The following is a 17,139-nucleotide window of genomic DNA, read 5'->3' as shown; positions in this document are numbered from 1 at the left end:
TGAACATACCGGGCAGAATATCTGGCTAACAATACAGCGTCCATACCTTTACCATTGATTTAGTGTAAAGAGAGGTCAAGAAAATGATTACTACCCGAACAGCCAAACAATGCGGTCAAGCTGACTTCGGCTGGCTGCAGGCCCGCTACACCTTTTCCTTTGGCCACTACTTCGACCCGAAACTGCTAGGCTACGCGTCTCTGCGCGTGCTCAACCAGGAGGTGCTGGCGCCCGGCGCCTCGTTCCAGCCGCGTACCTACCCGAAGGTCGATATTCTGAACCTGATACTGGAAGGGGAAGCGGAGTACCGCGACAGTGACGGCAACCATATCCAGGCGAAAGCGGGAGAGGCACTGCTGATTTCGACTCAACCCGGCGTCAGCTATAGCGAGCACAACCTGAGTAAAGAGGGTTCGTTGACGAGAATGCAGCTGTGGCTGGATGCTTGTCCGCAGCATGAAAATCCACTAGTCCAGAAAATAGCGATCGCCGCCGGGCCGCAACAGCTGCTAGCCTCGCCGGACGGCAGCCAGAACAGTCTTCAACTGCGTCAACAGGTATGGATCCACCATATCGACATGGCGAAAGGCGAGGAGATCAATATCCAGCTTCACGGCCCACGCGCCTATCTGCAGTCGATTCACGGGACGGTGCATGCTCTTGTGCAAGAAGAAGAAAAACAGGCCCTGACCTGCGGTGATGGCGCGTTTATTCGTGACGAAGCTAACATTACCCTCGTCGCCGATACGCCGTTACGCGCTTTGCTGATAGATTTACCTGTGTAACAACGGCAGTAAGGGAGTTTGCCTGTGAGCAAGAAGAAAGCAAAAAAAGCAGCGATATTAGTGCAACAGCCGCAACCAGAAGTTATGGTCGCAGTCAGTTTTGGCTATGAAGAGATGTTAAGTGAACTGGAAGCTATCGTCGCGGAAGCGGAGGTACGGATTCAGGACGAAGAGAGCCTCGCCTGACGTAAAAACATCGGCCCCAGCACGGGGCCGATTGATTTACTCGCTCAGTTCCTGGGCTAAATCTTTTTGCATCTGCTTGCGCTGATCTGGCGTTAATACCTGGTTCACACCAAAATAGTATTTCACACGATAGTAGCGAACCTGCTGTTCTACTTTGCTAAATGCCGCTAGCTGATCTTTAACCGCTTTTTCATTCCATTTTCCGGAATCGATCACATCAAACAGTACGCCGTCTTTAATATCTTTCTGGGAAATCTGCTGAACATTTTTTTCCAATTGCTGGTGCAGACTCTTAATTTTCGTTACCTGATCGTTGGTCAGCTTTAAATGTTGAACAATCGGATCCTGTGATGGGGCTGGTGCTGCCTTAACATCCGCAGCCTGAGCCGCCATAGAGAATCCGCTAGCCAGAACAGCGGTGAACACGATACGGGTCATTAATTTCATTGTTTTATCCTGAAGGGTAATTGCCAGAAAGGGCGGCTTATTATTTTTCAGAAGCAGATGTGGAAATGTAAGAAATAGTACGTATAGATGTAGTTAAAGCTCAGTAAACATAATTAATAAAAATGCATTAAATTAAATAATTAATTGAGTGAATATAAAATACCTGACCTCATGAGAGAGGGTTGGTGTTAATGACAAACCAGCCTTACGCATTGTGCCCGCATTCTTGTCAGGTGGCGGCTGGCGCCTTACCTGACCTACAAAACCATCGGGCAATTCCAGCAGAGCCAGAAAGCAAAAACCCCCGCCATTTCTGGCAAGGGTTTTATGGAAAGTTGAAGCTGACCGTTAAGCCGCTTTCTTTTCGGTATAGCGTCGTGGACAGTCATTCATCTGCCTTTGCATCCGCCTGGAGCCTGAAAGCAAAAACCCCCGCCATTTCTGACGAGGGTTTTCTGAAAAGTTGAAGCTGACCGTTAAGCCGCTTTCTTTTCGGTATCGCGTCGTGGACAGTCATTCATCTGCCCTTTTGATCCACCTGCGCCAGAAAGCAAAAACCCCCGCCATTTCTGACGAGGGTTTTCTGAAAAGTTGAAGCTGACCGTTAAGCCGCTTTCTTTTCGGTATAGCGTCGTGGACAGTCATTCATCTGCCCTTTTGATCCACCTGCGCCAGAAAGCAAAACCCCCGCCATTTCTGGCAAGGGTTTTATGGAAAGTTGAAGCTGACCGTTAAGCCGCTTTCTTTTCGGTATAGCGTCGTGGACAGTCATTCATCTGCCTTTGCATCCGCCTGGAGCCTGAAAGCAAAAACCCCCGCCATTTCTAACGAGGGTTTTCTGAAAAGTTGAAGCTGACCGTTAAGCCGCTTTCTTTTCGGTATCGCGTCGTGGACAGTCATTCATCTGCCCTTTTGATCCACCTGCGCCAGAAAGCAAAAACCCCCGCCATTTCTGACGAGGGTTTTATGGAAAGTTGAAGCTGACCGTTAAGCCGCTTTCTTTTGGGTAGTGCGTCGTGGACAGTCATTCATCTGCCCTTTTGATCCACCTGCGCCAGAAAGCAAAACCCCCGCCATTTCTGACGAGGGTTTTCTGAAGAATTGAAGCTGACCGTTAAGCCGCTTTCTTTTGGGTAGCGCGTCGTGGACAGTCATTCATCTGCCCTTTTGATCCACCTGCGCCAGAAAGCAAAAACCCCCGCCATTTCTGACGAGGGTTTTCTGAAAAGTTGAAGCTGACCGTTAAGCCGCTTTCTTTTCGGTATAGCGTCGTGGACAGTCATTCATCTGCCTTTGCATCCGCCTGGAGCCTGAAAGCAAAAACCCCCGCCATTTCTGACGAGGGTTTTCTGAAAAGTTGAAGCTGACCGTTAAGCCGGGTTCTGTCGTGGACAGTCATTCATCTAGGCCAGCAATCGCTCACTGGCTCAAGCAGCCTACCCGGGTTCAGTACGGGCCGTACCTTGTGAACCCCTATTTGGCCTTGCTCCGGGTGGAGTTTACCGTGCCACGAACTGTTACCAGCCGCGCGGTGCGCTCTTACCGCACCCTTTCACCCTTACCTGATCCCACTTGCGTGGGCCATCGGCGGTTTGCTCTCTGTTGCACTGGTCGTAGGCTTGCGCCTCCCAGGCGTTACCTGGCACCCTGCCCTATGGAGCCCGGACTTTCCTCCCCTCCGCCCGTCTCCCCCGAAGAGGACGACGACGAAGCGGCGACTGTCTGGTCAGCTTCGGCGCGAAGTATAGAGGGTTTACCGCCGGTTGTCATCCTTCCGTCGCCATCCCGACCTGCAATGTCGCCGCAATATTCCGCGACGCATGATAAATATTGTCTGCTGCACCGCGAAACGCCTCTTCCAGAGTGGTCACGCTGGTCAGTACGCTAAACACCGCATCAATACCATACTGATGAACCACGCCCACGTCGCGGGTCAGGCTACCGGCAATACCGATCACCGGCTTATGATACTTTTTCGCCACACTGGCCACGCCCACCGGCACTTTACCGTTAATGCTTTGACTATCCAGCCGACCTTCACCGGTTACCACCAGCGAGCAATCGAGGATATGCTCTTCCAGATTCAGCGCCTGGGTTACAATTTCGATTCCGCTGCGCAATTCAGCATTGAGAAACGCCATCAACGCTGCGCCCATGCCGCCTGCCGCTCCCGCACCAGCAACCTGCTTAACATCAACATGCAGGTCGGCCAGAATAATATCGGCGTAATGCTCAAGATTGCTATCCAGCGTGCGGATCATGACTTCAGTGGCCCCTTTTTGCGGGCCAAAAATCCGTGAAGCGCCAGTATCGCCGATCAGCGGGTTGGTCACGTCGCAAGCCACGCGGATAACACAATCGCGCAATCGCGCATCAAGACCAGAGATATCAATCGAATTCAGGCTACACAGGCTACCGCCACCGTTGCCGATCTCCACGCCATTCGCGTCGCAAAGACGTGCGCCAAGCGCCTGTACCATCCCCGCGCCGCCATCATTGGTGGCGCTGCCGCCGATACCAATAATGATATTTTTCGCCCCGCTTTCCAGCGCCTGCAAAATCAGCTCACCGGTACCACGCGACGTGGTTAATAACGGATTGCGCTGGGCGGGAGGTACCAGCCCTAGTCCACTGGCCGCCGCCATTTCGATAAACGCGGTTTTGCCATCGCCGGAAAGTCCCCAGCAGGCATCAACCGGAACACCCAGCGGCCCCGTCACACAGGCACTCATCTCGGTTCCCTGCGTCGCGGCAATCATCGCCTCAACGGTACCTTCTCCGCCATCGGCGAGAGGAACCTTCACGTAGAGCGCATCGGGGAAAATTTCCCGAAAACCTTTTTCTATAGCCTGTGCCACCTCAGTGGCCGAGAGGCTTTCTTTATAAGAGTCTGGGGCGATTACGATTTTCATAGTTATGTAGCCTGACAGTGCCGCGCAAGGCAAGAATTACAGGGCGCGCATCCGCGCCCTTCTTGTTAGCGAGTGACTTCCACTTTCGCCAGTTTTTCGTAGTAGCATGCGATAGCGCTATGGTCGGCGGTACCCAGACCGTCGGCACGCAGCGCTTGCATCATCTCCATCACCGCAGCGGTCAGCGGTAGCTGTGCGCCGACGCCGTGAGAGGTATCCAGCGCGTTCGCCAGATCTTTGATATGCAGATCGATACGGAAGCCCGGCTTGAAATTACGGTCCATCACCATTGGCGCTTTCGCATCCAGCACGGTGCTACCGGCCAGTCCACCACGGATAGCCTGATACACCAGATCCGGATTCACGCCCGCTTTGGTCGCCAGAGTCAGCGCTTCAGACATCGCGGCAATGTTCAGTGCCACAATAACCTGGTTAGCCAGTTTGGTTACGTTACCTGCGCCGATATCACCGGTATGTACTACGGAGCCGGCCATCGCTTTCAGCAGATCGTAATATTTGTCGAAAATCGCTTTATCGCCGCCAACCATCACCGACAGGGTGCCGTCGATGGCCTTCGGTTCGCCGCCGCTGACCGGCGCATCCAGCATATCCACGCCTTTCGCTTTCAGCGCTTCGCTGATTTCGCGGCTTGCCAGAGGTGCGATGGAGCTCATATCGATCAGAACGGTACCCGGCTTCGCGCCTTCAATGATGCCGCCTTCGCCCAACGCCACCTCTTTCACATGCGGAGAGTTCGGCAGCATGGTGATGATCACGTCACACTGTTCAGCAATGGCTTTCGCCGACGTGGCGGTTTCCGCGCCTGCAGCAATCACTTCTGCAATCGCATCCGGGTTACGGTCAGCAACCACCAACGAGTAACCTGCCTTGAGGAGGTTTTTACTCATTGGTTTACCCATGATACCAAGGCCAATAAAACCAACTTTCATTGTCATGTCTTTATCTCTCTAGTTTCGGTGGTGGTTATTTCTTAAAGGAATCAGCTAATTTCTGCGTGCCCGAACGGAATACGCCCAGGTCACTGCCGACGGCGACAAAGGTTGCGCCCCATTCCAGATAACGACGCGCATCCGCTTCAACCGGCGCCAGAATGCCGCTTGGCTTACCGTGCTTTTTCGCGACCGCAAAGATGTGCTGGATAGCTTTTTGTACTTCCGGGTGGGAAGCATTGCCCAGATGGCCTAACGCAGCGGCCAAATCGCTTGGGCCGACAAAAATACCGTCGACGCCCGGGGTTGCGGCGATCGCATCGACGTTATCCACGCCTTGCTGACTTTCGATCTGCACCAGGATGGTGATGTTTTTGTTCGACTGCGCGAAGTAATCCGGCACGGTGCCAAACATATTGGCGCGATGCGATACAGAGACGCCGCGAATACCTTCTGGCGGGTAACGCGTCGAAGCCACGGCATTGACTGCTTCTTCTTCCGTCTCTACAAACGGAATCAGGAAGTTATAGAAACCAATGTCCAACAGACGCTTAATAACCACCGGCTCATTGGTCGGTACGCGCACAACTGGCGCACTAGTGCTGCCTTTCAGCGCCATCAGCTGTGGGATAAAGGTTGAGATATCGTTCGGCGCATGTTCGCCGTCCAGCACCAGCCAGTCAAAGCCAGCCAAACCTAAAACTTCAGTGCTGATAGGGCTTGCGAGCGCGGACCAGCAGCCGATCTGAACTTGATGCGCCGCCAGGGCCGCCTTAAATTTGTTCGGGAAGATATCGTTATTCATCGCTTATACCTTGTCACTTAACCGTTAATTATTTCTGCAGTTCCATACGTTTGATGTCGCCGACAATAAACAAATAGCAAACCATCGCCATCAGAGCCGAACATCCTACGAAGACCAGCGCTGCGTTGAATGAATGCAGCTCGCTCACCAGGTAACCGATAACCAGCGGAGTTACGATGGAAGCGACGTTACCAAATACGTTAAATACACCACCGCACAGGCCAACAATCTCTTTCGGAGCGGTATCGGAAATCACCGGCCAGCCCAGTGCGCCAAATCCTTTGCCGAAGAAGGCCAGAGCCATCAGGCTCACCACCAACACGGTATTATCGGTGTAGTTGCACAGAATGATGGTCGAGGCCAGCAGCATTCCGAGGACAATCGGCAGCTTACGTGCCACGGTGATAGAAAAACCACGTTTAATCAGATAGTCGGAGAACACCCCACCCAGCACCCCGCCGGCAAAGCCGCACAGCGCTGGAATAGATGCCACCAGACCCACTTTCAGAATCGACATCCCCTTTTCCTGTACCAGATAAATCGGGAACCAGGTGAGGAAGAACCAGGTGATGGTGTTGATAAAATATTGGCCGAAGAACACGCCCAGCATCATGCGGTTGGTCAACAGCTGCTTGATATAGTGAAGTTTAGGACCGCTGGCCGCTGCACTACCCGGCTTTTTGTGGTCCATATCGACGACCGCGCCGTTCTCAGAGATAAACTTCAGCTCTTCTTTGGTCATCCGCGGATGGTCGGTTGGGTTGTGAACGAACTTAACCCACAGACCGGTCAGGACAAAGCCAATCACACCCATGACGGTAAACACATGTTCCCAGCCCCAGGCAAAAGTCAGCCAGCCCAGCAACGGAGAGAACAGCGCCAGAGAAAAATATTGCGCGGAGTTAAAGATAGCGGATGCGGTACCGCGCTCTTTGGTCGGGAACCAGGCCGCAACGATACGGGCGTTTGCCGGGAAAGAAGGTGCTTCCGAGAAGCCCAGCATAAAACGCATGATAAACATTGAGATACCCGCCCAGGCCAGCGGGAATACATCCACAAAGCCTTGCAGGAAGGTAAACAGCGACCAGAAGAACAGGCTGTAGGTGTAGACTTTCTTCGAGCCAAATTTGTCCAGCAGCCAGCCGCCAGGAATTTGCATCAGCAAATAGGCCCAACCGAAAGCGGAGAAAATATAACCCATTGAGATTGCACTCAGCTGCAACTCTTTCGCCACTTCGGTACCGGCAATAGATAGCGTCGCACGGTCTGCATAGTTAACGGCAGTAACAATAAATATTATCAACAGAATTAAATATCGGGTTGGCATACCCTTTTTCTGCTCTATTGCTGCATCTACACTCATTTTATATTCCTCAGGTACGACACACCTTCCATCATTTATTACTGGTGTGATTTTAGTTATTTATAAATCGATCTTAGATACTGTCGATTTACTTATCCGACGCATTGCAAGCATGACTCAGTATAATCAGCTCAGGGTATTTGATCACTGTGCATAAACCCCACAAGGAGATAACAAAAACCATTATAATTGTGCAAATGCAATAATCAGTGGGCGCTGATGCACAGTTCCAGTGATTTCCTTCTATACCTGACTCCCTCTCGCGAAAATGAGTGATTTAGATCACATTTTTAAATCTAAACACCTGACATTCTTAATTCCACAAATCTGAGAATCAGAAATTGAATATACCCTAAATATTTCGAGTTGCATGAAGGCGGCAACGCAGGGAATCCCCAGGAGCTTACTAAAGTAAGTGACTGGGGTGAGCGAGGAAAGCCAACGCACATGCAGCTTGAAATATGACGGGTATAAACGTTTTATTTTATTATTCGCACCTTGCTGGAGAATACTGGACAATGGCTGACATTGAAATTAGACAAGAATCGCCGACGGCGTTTTATATAAAAGTACACGAAACGGATAATGTGGCGATTATTGTTAACGATCGAGGTTTAACGGCCGGGACGCGTTTCCCTGATGGACTCACGCTCGTTGAACATATCCCGCAAGGCCACAAGGTCGCGTTGGTCGATATTCCCGCACACGGTGAAATCATCCGCTATGGCGAAGTGATTGGCTACGCGGTACGTGATATCGCGCAGGGTAGCTGGATAGATGAATCGCTGGTCGAACTGCCGGAAGCGCCACCGCTCAACACCCTGCCGCTGGCGACCAAAGTTCCCGAGCCGCTGCCGCCGCTGGAAGGCTACACCTTCGAAGGGTATCGCAACGCGGACGGTAGCGTGGGGAGCAAAAACCTGCTCGGCATTAGCACCAGCGTGCACTGCGTGGCGGGCGTTGTAGATTACGTGGTTAAAATTATCGAACGCGATCTGCTGCCGAAATATCCCAACGTTGATGGCGTAGTCGGCCTGAACCACCTTTACGGCTGCGGCGTGGCGATTAACGCCCCGGCGGCGGTCGTGCCCATCCGTACCATTCACAACCTTGCGCTTAACCCGAATTTCGGCGGTGAAGTAATGGTAATTGGCCTCGGCTGCGAAAAACTTCAGCCAGAGCGTCTGCTGGAAGGTACCGATGATGTGAAAAGCATCCCGGTGGATAGCGCCAGTATCGTTAGCCTGCAAGACGAAAAGCACGTCGGTTTTAAATCGATGGTCGACGATATTCTGCAAGTTGCCGAACGTCATCTGGAGAAACTGAACCAGCGCCAGCGTGAAACCTGCCCGGCCTCCGAGCTGGTGGTCGGTATGCAGTGCGGCGGCAGCGATGCGTTTTCTGGCGTGACCGCCAACCCTGCAGTGGGCTACGCGTCCGACCTGCTGGTGCGCTGCGGCGCAACCGTGATGTTCTCCGAAGTGACCGAAGTGCGCGATGCCATCCATCTGCTGACGCCACGCGCCATCAACGAAGAAGTGGGTAAACGTCTACTGGAAGAGATGGCCTGGTACGATAACTATCTCGATATGGGCAAAACCGACCGCAGCGCCAACCCTTCCCCAGGCAACAAGAAAGGCGGCCTGGCAAACGTGGTGGAAAAAGCGCTCGGTTCTATCGCTAAATCCGGTAAGAGCGCGATTGCCGAAGTACTTTCCCCGGGACAGCGTCCAACCAAACGCGGCCTGATTTACGCCGCAACGCCAGCCAGTGATTTTGTCTGCGGTACCCAGCAGGTGGCCTCTGGGATCACGGTGCAGGTGTTTACCACCGGTCGCGGTACGCCGTATGGCCTGGTAGCGGTGCCAGTCATTAAGATGGCGACGCGTACCGAACTGGCGAATCGTTGGTTTGACTTAATGGATATCAACGCCGGAACGATTGCGACCGGTGAAGAGACCATCGAAGAGGTGGGACTGAAGCTGTTCGAATTTATTCTTGATGTCGCCAGCGGCCGCAAGAAAACCTTCTCGGATCAGTGGGGCTTACATAATCAGCTGGCGGTGTTTAACCCAGCACCGGTGACGTGATACTAAGATATTCAGCCCTCTCCTCTGCGGGAGAGGGCTTTTGTAAAATACTTCAGGCACCGACTAAAATCACGTCTATTCCATTCTTGCGTAACCCTTCCAGGCTGTCAGCAGGAATGCCTTCATCAACAATAATCATATCGATACGCTGCGTATCAATGATTTTATGCAGGCTGGAACAATTAAATTTTGTGGAATCAGTGACCACAATAATTCGCTCCGCCACTTCACACATCCGACGGTTTAGCCGCGCCTCATCTTCATTATGCGTACTGATACCACGTTCTAAATCAATGGCATCAACGCCGAGAAACAGCATATCGAAGTGGTAATTCTGCAAAGATTGCTCCGCCTGGTCGCCATAAAAAGACTGCGACTGACGACGCAGATGCCCCCCGGTCATCAACAGTTCAACCCCTTCCGCTTCCAGTAGTGCATTAGCAACGTTCATGCCGTTGGTCATCGCAATCACATCGGTATGCTGGCGCATCAGGCGGGCAATTTCGTAAGTGGTGGTACCGGAGTCCAGAATCACCCGATGTCCTGGCTTTATCAGTTCAGCCGCTGTTCTGGCAATACTGCGTTTCACCGCCGTATTAAGGGCACTTTTATCTTCAACGGATGGTTCCGAGCCTGGCGTATGACTGTCGCAAATCAGCGCCCCACCATACGCACGAACGGCAATGCCCTGCTTTTCCAGGAATGCCAGATCGTTGCGAATAGTTACCGTCGACACGCCAAACAATCCGGAAAGATCGTTCACCTGCACGCTTCCCTGCTGTCGCAACCGCTGGATGATCTGCTCACGCCTTTCGCTGGTGCCCGTTATGCGTTTGCCCGCAGAAGAGTCGGTATTGCTCATAAGAAATCCTTTGGTCAATTCTTTCGTTTCATTTCGTTTTGTCTATTAACGCCTTTCTTTTAACGGAATGCAAGCCCATGGGCGCGTTATCCGCACGCTATAGCACCGCTGAAACCTTTCATTACGTTTCTTTTGTGAAACAGATCGGAAAACTATTATCTTTCGTTTTATTTTCATAAGACCATGATGCAGTATTAATTGAAACAAAACGAAAGATTAATGCCGTAGTTATCTGACCTGGAGAGGAAAGTGAAACATCTGACCAAAATAGTGGAACAGCATAAACGGGGGAAGGCCAACGGGATTTATGCCGTTTGTTCCGCTCATCCACTGGTACTGGAATCCGCAATACGCTACGCCCACGCCAACGGCACACCATTGCTGATAGAAGCGACCTCCAATCAGGTTGATCAGTTCGGCGGCTACACGGGTATGACGCCAGCGGATTTCCGTGACTTTGTCCACCAGCTAGCCGACGTGCTTCATTTTTCCCAGGATCAGCTGATTCTGGGTGGGGATCACCTTGGCCCCAACCGCTGGCAAAACCTGCCAGCAAAACAGGCGATGGGTAATGCCGACGATCTCATTAAAAGTTATGTGGCAGCCGGATTTAAAAAGATCCACCTTGATTGCAGTATGTCCTGCCAGGGCGACCCCGTTCCGTTGACGGATGCCATCGTCGCTGAACGTGCAGCACGTCTGGCAAAGGTTGCCGAATTAACCTGCGTTGAGCACTTTGGCGAATCGGATCTTGTCTACGTTATTGGTACCGAAGTTCCGGTTCCCGGCGGCGCTAATGAAACGTTAACCGAGCTGGAGGTCACCACACCAGAAGCGGCACGCGCCACGCTGGAAGCTCATCACCATGCATTTGAAAAACAGGGTCTGGACGCTATCTGGCCGCGCATCATTGCTCTTGTTGTCCAGCCCGGCGTGGAGTTTGACCACACGCACATCATCGATTATCAACCACAGAAAGCCGTCGCGTTAAGCAAGATGGTAGAAGCGTATGACACGCTGGTATTTGAAGCGCACTCAACGGATTATCAGACCCCACACTCTCTGCGCCAGTTGGTTAAAGACCACTTTGCGATCCTGAAAGTTGGCCCGGCCCTGACCTTCGCCTTGCGTGAAGCACTGTTTTCCCTCGCCGCAATCGAAGAAGAGTTACTCCCTGCTAAAGCCTGTTCCGGACTGCGTCATGTACTCGAAACGGTGATGCTCGATCGACCGGAATACTGGCAGAGCCATTACCATGGAGACGGCAACGCGCGTCGCCTGGCCCGTGGTTATAGCTACTCCGATCGGGTTCGTTATTATTGGCCGGACAGCCAGATTGATGATGCCTTCGAACGTCTGGTGCGTAATCTGGCGGACGAGCCTATCCCACTGCCGCTGATCAGTCAGTATTTGCCTTTGCAGTACGTAAAAGTGCGCGAGGAAGATCTCAACGCAACGCCGCGAGAACTCATTATCAACCACATTCAGGACATACTGCAGCAGTACCACACCGCCTGCCAGGGCGTTACATCCCAAAACGGATAACAACGAAGAGGAAAACGCTATGCCAAATATTGTGTTATGTCGTATCGACGAACGGTTAATCCACGGTCAGGTTGGCGTGCAGTGGGTCGGATTTGCGGGAGCCAATCTGGTGCTGGTCGCCAATGATGAAGTAGCTGAAGATTCCGTGCAGCAAAACCTGATGGAAATGGTGCTGGCAGAAGGGATTGCCGTGCGCTTCTGGTCGCTGCAAAAAGTCATCGACAACATTCACCGTGCCGCCGACCGGCAGAAAATTTTGCTGGTCTGCCGCTCACCCGCAGATTTCCTCAAGCTGGTTGACGGTGGCGTCCCCGTCACGCGTATCAACGTAGGAAATATGCACTACGCCAATGGCAAACAACAAATTGCCAAAACGGTTTCTGTAGACGCTCATGATATTGCTGCGTTCAACGGCCTGAAAGCTGCCGGTGTGGAATGCTTCGTTCAGGGCGTTCCGACAGAACCCGCTTTGGATCTCTTTAAACTAATTTGAGGGATTCATAATGGAAATCAGTCTGTTGCAGGCTTTTGCGTTGGGTATTCTCGCCTTTATTGCAGGCCTGGATATGTTCAACGGCTTAACACATATGCACCGCCCGGTAGTACTTGGGCCGCTGGTTGGCCTGATTCTGGGCGACCTGCATACCGGTATTTTGACCGGTGGTACGCTGGAACTAGTGTGGATGGGTCTGGCACCGCTGGCTGGCGCTCAGCCGCCGAACGTGATTATCGGTACCATCGTCGGGACAACCTTCGCCATTACCACTGGTGTGAAGCCTGAAGTTGCCGTCGGCGTCGCCGTGCCGTTTGCTGTTGCGGTGCAAATGGGGATTACTTTTCTGTTCTCTATCATGTCGGGGGTTATGGCACGTTGCGATCGCATGGCCTCGAACGCCGATACCGCAGGGATTGAGCGGGTGAACTATCTGGCGCTGCTGGCGCTTGGGACGTTCTACTTCTTATGCGCCTTCTTGCCCATTTACTTTGGCGCAGAGCATGCAAAAACGGCAATTGACGTTCTGCCAACGCGTTTGATTGACGGCCTGGGCGTCGCTGGCGGCATTATGCCTGCTATTGGTTTCGCCGTACTGCTGAAAATCATGATGAAAAACGTGTACATCCCCTATTTCATCCTCGGTTTTGTGGCCGCCGCCTGGCTTAAACTCCCGGTGCTGGCTATCGCCGCCGCGGCACTGGCCATGGCACTGATCGATTTTCTACGTAAATCCCCCGAGCCTACTGCTCCAGAAGCACAGAAAGAGGAATTCGAAGATGGCATCTAATCAAACGACGCTACCGAACGTCTCCGATACCGAAGAGACGCTCCTTTCCGGTACCAATGAGAACGTCTATGAAGACCAAAAAATCGGTGCGGAGCTGACGAAAAAAGATATCAACCGCGTAGCCTGGCGTTCAATGCTGCTACAGGCTTCCTTTAACTATGAACGTATGCAGGCTTCCGGCTGGCTGTATGGTTTACTGCCCGCATTGAAAAAAATCCACACCAACAAACGTGACCTGGCGCGCGCTATGAAGGGTCACATGGGCTTCTTCAACACCCATCCGTTTCTGGTGACCTTTGTTATCGGCATTATTCTTGCGATGGAGCGCTCTAAGCAGGATGTAAACAGCATTCAGAGCACCAAAATTGCCGTGGGCGCACCGCTTGGCGGGATTGGCGATGCGATGTTCTGGCTGACATTATTGCCCATTTGCGGCGGTATTGGGGCCAGTCTGGCACTTCAAGGTTCGATTCTTGGCGCTGTCGTTTTCATCGTGTTCTTCAACGTCGTGCATCTCGGCCTGCGTTTTGGTCTGGCGCATTATGCTTATCGCATGGGGGTCGCGGCCATTCCGCTGATCAAAGCCAATACGAAAAAGGTTGGGCATGCGGCATCTATCGTCGGTATGACGGTGATTGGCGCGCTGGTTGCCACTTATGTACGCCTTAGCACCACGCTGGAAATTACTGCGGGCGATGCGGTGGTGAAACTTCAGACGGATGTTATCGACAAACTGATGCCCGCATTTTTGCCACTGGTCTATACGCTGACCATGTACTGGCTGGTGCGTCGCGGCTGGAGTCCGCTACGCCTTATCGGCATCACCGTGGTACTCGGTGTCGTAGGTAAATTCTGTCACTTCCTGTAAATACAAGGGGCTGTAGATGATAGGTATTATTTTGACGGGTCACGGCGGATTTGCCAGTGGAATGGAAAAAGCCATGAAGCAAATCCTTGGCGAGCAGTCGCGGTTCATCGCCATCGATTTTCCGGAAACTTCGACTACCGCGCTGCTCACTTCGCAGCTTGAGCAGGCAGTGAATGAACTGGATAGCGAAGACGGTATTGTTTTTCTGACTGACTTGCTGGGCGGTACACCATTCCGCGTTGCTTCGACGCTGGCGATGCAAAAACCAGGCTGGGAAGTGATCACCGGCACCAACTTGCAACTTCTGCTGGAAATGGCGCTGGAACGCGAAGGGTTAAGCAGCGAAGCGTTTCGGTTACAGGCGCTGGAGTGCGGGCATCGTGGTCTCACCAGTCTGGTTGATGAGCTGGAACAGTGCCGCGAGGAAAAGCCCGTTGAGGAAGGGATATGACGCAAATTCTGCGCGCCAGACGCCTGCTGACCGAGCAAGGCTGGTTTGACGATCATCAGTTGCGTATTGAAGAAGGTATCATTACAGCGATAGAGCCGATTCCTGCAGGTACCGTAGAGCGTGATGCAGAGCTACTTTGTCCGGCATATATCGACATCCACGTGCACGGTGGTGCGGGCGTCGATGTGATGGATGACGCACCGGATGCGCTCGACAAACTGGCGATGCATAAAGCACGTGAAGGGGTAGCCAGCTGGCTACCCACCACCGTTACCGCGCCACTGAAACAGATTCACGGCGCGCTGGAACGCATAGCACAACGCTGCCATTCCGGCGGACCTGGTGCACAGGTGTTGGGAAGCTATCTGGAAGGGCCGTACTTCACACCGCAGAACAAGGGCGCACATCCTCCGGAGCTGTTCCGCGAACTGGAGTTTAGTGAACTGGACGAGCTGATTGCCATTTCCCGGCACACCTTACGCGTGGTCGCGCTGGCGCCAGAAAAAACCGGCGCTTTGCAGGCGATTCGCCATCTGAAGCAGCAAAATGTGCGGGTAATGTTGGGCCATAGCGCGGCGACCTGGGAGCAAACTCACGCCGCCTTTGACGCAGGCGCGGACGGATTAGTGCACTGCTATAACGGCATGACCGGTTTACATCATCGGGAACCAGGCATGGTCGGCGCAGGGTTAACTGACCCACGAGCATGGCTTGAGCTTATCGCTGACGGGCACCACGTTCATCCGGCGGCCATGAAGCTGTGCTGCTGTTGTGCAAAAGATCGGCTGGTGCTGATAACCGATGCAATGCAGGCCGCCGGTATGCCCGACGGGCGCTATACGCTATGCGGCGAAAACGTCGAAATGCATGATGGTATCGTTCGAACCGCTTCCGGCGGCCTGGCGGGAAGTACGTTGTCGATTGATGCAGCGGTTCGCAATATGGTCTCGTTTACAGGGGTCGCCGCAGTAGAGGCCATTCATATGGCTTCGTTGCATCCAGCTCGTCTGTTGGGCATCGACCACCAGGAGGGATCGCTAAAAGCGGGTAAACGCGCCAACATTATCGCTCTCGATGAGCGCTTGCATTTACAACAAATCTGGATTCAGGGTCAGTCTTTCCCCCTTTAACCCTTTCATTTTGCCTCATATTGGCCTGCGGTCTCCGATCGCAAGGCCTTTCTTTTCCTTTCGCTTCATAAAACCCTGCTCCTGCCTGCATTAAATCTATTCATTGAAGATCAATAAGATAATAAGGGTCTGCGCTAAAGCGATCACAAATTTCGTTTTATTTCATTTTGCATTATTGAACTTTCGATTTCTTTCATATAAATTTTAATCAACCGAACACACGATTAAGTGAAACGAAACGAAAGATAGCGACATTTTGCCAGCGTCTGATGTGGAATTCACAAGACTAAGGACTGAGTTATGCCAGAAACCTACACCCCTGCTCCCGCGACAACCGGAACCTGGACAGAAGAAGAGATCCGCCAGCAACCAGCCTGCTGGATCCGCTCGCTTAACAACATTGATAGTATTCGTCCGGCAATTAACGACTTTCTCACACCGCTGTTGCGCAAAAAAGATCTGCGGATCGTACTGACCGGGGCCGGAACCTCGGCGTTTATCGGCGATATTATCGCGCCGTGGCTCTCCAGCCACACCGGGACAAATATCAGCGCCGTCCCTACCACCGATCTTGTCACCAACCCTATGGATTATCTGAATCCAGCACATCCGTTACTGCTGGTCTCTTTCGCCCGTTCCGGCAACAGCCCAGAGAGCGTTGCCGCCGTTGAGCTGGCGAATCAGTTTGTGCCCGAGTGCTACCATCTCTCAATCACCTGCAACGAAGCGGGCAGCCTGTATCAAAATGCGGTGAAGAGCAGTAATGCCTTTGCCCTGCTGATGCCAGCTGAGACGCACGATCGCGGTTTTGCGATGACCAGCAGCATCACCACCATGATGGCCAGCTGTCTCGCTGTATTTATGCCGGAAGCGATCAATAGCCAAACCTTCCGCGACGTCGCCAATCGCTGCCAGACGATCCTGACTTCATTTGGCGATTTCAGTCACGGCGTATTTGGCAATGAACCCTGGAAGCGGATTGTTTACCTCGGTAGCGGCGGATTACAGGGCGCAGCGCGTGAATCTGCGTTGAAAGTACTGGAACTGACGGCAGGTAAGCTGGCGGCGTTTTATGACTCCCCTACCGGCTTCCGCCACGGTCCAAAATCACTGGTGAATAACGAAACGCTGATCGTCGTGTATGTCTCCAGCCATCCTTACACCCGTCAGTACGACCTCGACCTGCTGGCTGAACTACGTCGTGACAAGCAGGCCATGCGCGTCGTCGCCATTGCCGCAGAAACAGACGCAGTTATCGAAGCTGGCCCGCATATCCTGCTGCCTTCTGCTCGTCCGTTCATCGATATGGAACTGGCCTTTTGCTTCCTGATGTACGCTCAGGTTTTTGCCCTCACGCAGTCCATTAATGTCGGCAATACGCCGGACAGTCCGTCCGCCAGTGGTACCGTTAATCGCGTGGTGCAAGGCGTCGTTATTCACCCCTGGCAGGCTTAAGAGGATC

At 52.7% G+C, this 17,139-nt stretch carries 17 protein-coding genes and 1 other RNA gene; 11 read left to right on the top strand and 7 right to left on the bottom strand.

The features are described from left to right. Window positions 1-83 precede the first annotated feature (83 nt). Together HV213_RS03445 and HV213_RS03440 are read left to right on the top strand one after the other, a co-directional pair. A complete protein-coding gene (locus HV213_RS03445; protein WP_181484765.1) occupies window positions 84-785 on the top strand; it encodes a pirin family protein in 702 nt (233 codons plus the stop codon). Between the two features lie 24 nt (window positions 786-809). Next, the gene (locus HV213_RS03440; RefSeq protein ID WP_167492721.1) at window positions 810-971 is read left to right on the top strand and encodes a hypothetical protein; all 162 of its coding nucleotides are present in this window, start codon (window positions 810-812) and stop codon (window positions 969-971) included. Window positions 972-1,007: 36 nt separating this feature from the next. Here the strand turns inward: HV213_RS03440 and HV213_RS03435 are convergent, their stop codons facing one another. Then, a complete protein-coding gene (locus HV213_RS03435) occupies window positions 1,008-1,418 on the bottom strand; it encodes a Spy/CpxP family protein refolding chaperone (RefSeq protein ID WP_181484764.1) in 411 nt (136 codons plus the stop codon). A gap of 191 nt (window positions 1,419-1,609) precedes the next feature. Here HV213_RS03435 and HV213_RS03430 point away from each other — a divergent pair, with 191 nt between their 5' ends. Beyond that, window positions 1,610-1,885, top strand: a complete 276-nt coding sequence (locus tag HV213_RS03430; RefSeq protein WP_181484763.1) for a hypothetical protein — start codon at window positions 1,610-1,612, stop codon at window positions 1,883-1,885. Between the two features lie 888 nt (window positions 1,886-2,773). Here HV213_RS03430 and rnpB read toward each other — a convergent pair. The 5 genes from rnpB to garP form a co-directional block, all read right to left on the bottom strand. After that, window positions 2,774-3,152, bottom strand: an RNA gene (gene rnpB / locus HV213_RS03425) — RNase P RNA component class A. 32 nt (window positions 3,153-3,184) lie between these two features. After that, a complete protein-coding gene (gene garK / locus HV213_RS03420) occupies window positions 3,185-4,330 on the bottom strand; it encodes a glycerate 2-kinase (RefSeq protein WP_181484762.1) in 1,146 nt (381 codons plus the stop codon). Window positions 4,331-4,395: 65 nt separating this feature from the next. Continuing rightward, window positions 4,396-5,286: a 2-hydroxy-3-oxopropionate reductase gene (gene garR / locus HV213_RS03415; RefSeq protein WP_112213614.1), complete on the bottom strand. Its 891-nt coding sequence runs from the start codon at window positions 5,284-5,286 to the stop codon at window positions 4,396-4,398. 28 nt (window positions 5,287-5,314) lie between these two features. After that, window positions 5,315-6,085, bottom strand: coding sequence for a 2-dehydro-3-deoxyglucarate aldolase (gene garL / locus HV213_RS03410; RefSeq protein ID WP_112213613.1), 771 nt, complete (start codon window positions 6,083-6,085; stop codon window positions 5,315-5,317). 28 nt (window positions 6,086-6,113) lie between these two features. After that, on the bottom strand, window positions 6,114-7,448 hold the full coding sequence (gene garP / locus HV213_RS03405) for a galactarate/glucarate/glycerate transporter GarP (protein WP_110272926.1): 1,335 nt from the start codon (window positions 7,446-7,448) through the stop codon (window positions 6,114-6,116). A 518-nt stretch (window positions 7,449-7,966) separates the two neighbouring features. Between garP and garD the strand changes: the two genes are divergently transcribed. Continuing rightward, window positions 7,967-9,538: a galactarate dehydratase gene (gene garD / locus HV213_RS03400; protein WP_110272925.1), complete on the top strand. Its 1,572-nt coding sequence runs from the start codon at window positions 7,967-7,969 to the stop codon at window positions 9,536-9,538. A 52-nt stretch (window positions 9,539-9,590) separates the two neighbouring features. Here garD and HV213_RS03395 read toward each other — a convergent pair whose 3' ends face one another. Further along, window positions 9,591-10,400 carry a DeoR family transcriptional regulator gene (locus HV213_RS03395; protein ID WP_181484761.1) on the bottom strand — a complete coding sequence of 270 codons (810 nt, stop codon included), beginning with the start codon at window positions 10,398-10,400 and terminating at the stop codon, window positions 9,591-9,593. A 249-nt stretch (window positions 10,401-10,649) separates the two neighbouring features. Between HV213_RS03395 and kbaZ the strand changes: the two genes are divergently transcribed. From kbaZ to HV213_RS03360, 7 genes are all read left to right on the top strand, one after another. Next, window positions 10,650-11,945 (top strand): tagatose-bisphosphate aldolase subunit KbaZ, encoded by a 1,296-nt coding sequence (gene kbaZ / locus HV213_RS03390; protein ID WP_181484760.1) that lies wholly within the window; start codon window positions 10,650-10,652, stop codon window positions 11,943-11,945. Between the two features lie 19 nt (window positions 11,946-11,964). Beyond that, window positions 11,965-12,438 (top strand): PTS N-acetylgalactosamine transporter subunit IIB, encoded by a 474-nt coding sequence (gene agaV, locus HV213_RS03385; RefSeq protein WP_181484759.1) that lies wholly within the window; start codon window positions 11,965-11,967, stop codon window positions 12,436-12,438. A gap of 10 nt (window positions 12,439-12,448) precedes the next feature. Then, window positions 12,449-13,228 (top strand): PTS N-acetylgalactosamine transporter subunit IIC, encoded by a 780-nt coding sequence (gene agaW, locus HV213_RS03380; protein ID WP_110272914.1) that lies wholly within the window; start codon window positions 12,449-12,451, stop codon window positions 13,226-13,228. Then, window positions 13,218-14,096, top strand: coding sequence for a PTS N-acetylgalactosamine transporter subunit IID (gene agaE / locus HV213_RS03375; RefSeq protein ID WP_110272913.1), 879 nt, complete (start codon window positions 13,218-13,220; stop codon window positions 14,094-14,096). Before agaW ends, agaE begins: the two co-directional genes overlap by 11 nt. A 16-nt stretch (window positions 14,097-14,112) precedes the next feature. Continuing rightward, window positions 14,113-14,547 (top strand): PTS galactosamine/N-acetylgalactosamine transporter subunit IIA, encoded by a 435-nt coding sequence (gene agaF, locus HV213_RS03370; RefSeq protein ID WP_181484758.1) that lies wholly within the window; start codon window positions 14,113-14,115, stop codon window positions 14,545-14,547. After that, on the top strand, window positions 14,544-15,677 hold the full coding sequence (gene nagA / locus HV213_RS03365; RefSeq protein ID WP_181484757.1) for an N-acetylglucosamine-6-phosphate deacetylase: 1,134 nt from the start codon (window positions 14,544-14,546) through the stop codon (window positions 15,675-15,677). The genes agaF and nagA overlap by 4 nt, the downstream gene beginning before the upstream one ends. Before the next feature lie 300 nt (window positions 15,678-15,977). After that, entirely contained in the window at window positions 15,978-17,132 is a 1,155-nt protein-coding gene (locus HV213_RS03360) for an AgaS family sugar isomerase (protein WP_181484756.1), read from the top strand. The last annotated feature ends 7 nt before the right edge of the window (window positions 17,133-17,139 follow it).

Source organism: Klebsiella sp. RHBSTW-00484 (genome assembly GCF_013705725.1).
GTDB lineage: Bacteria > Pseudomonadota > Gammaproteobacteria > Enterobacterales > Enterobacteriaceae > Klebsiella.
Note: the sequence above shows the minus strand (reverse complement) of the source record. Positions and strands in the feature narration are given on the sequence as shown.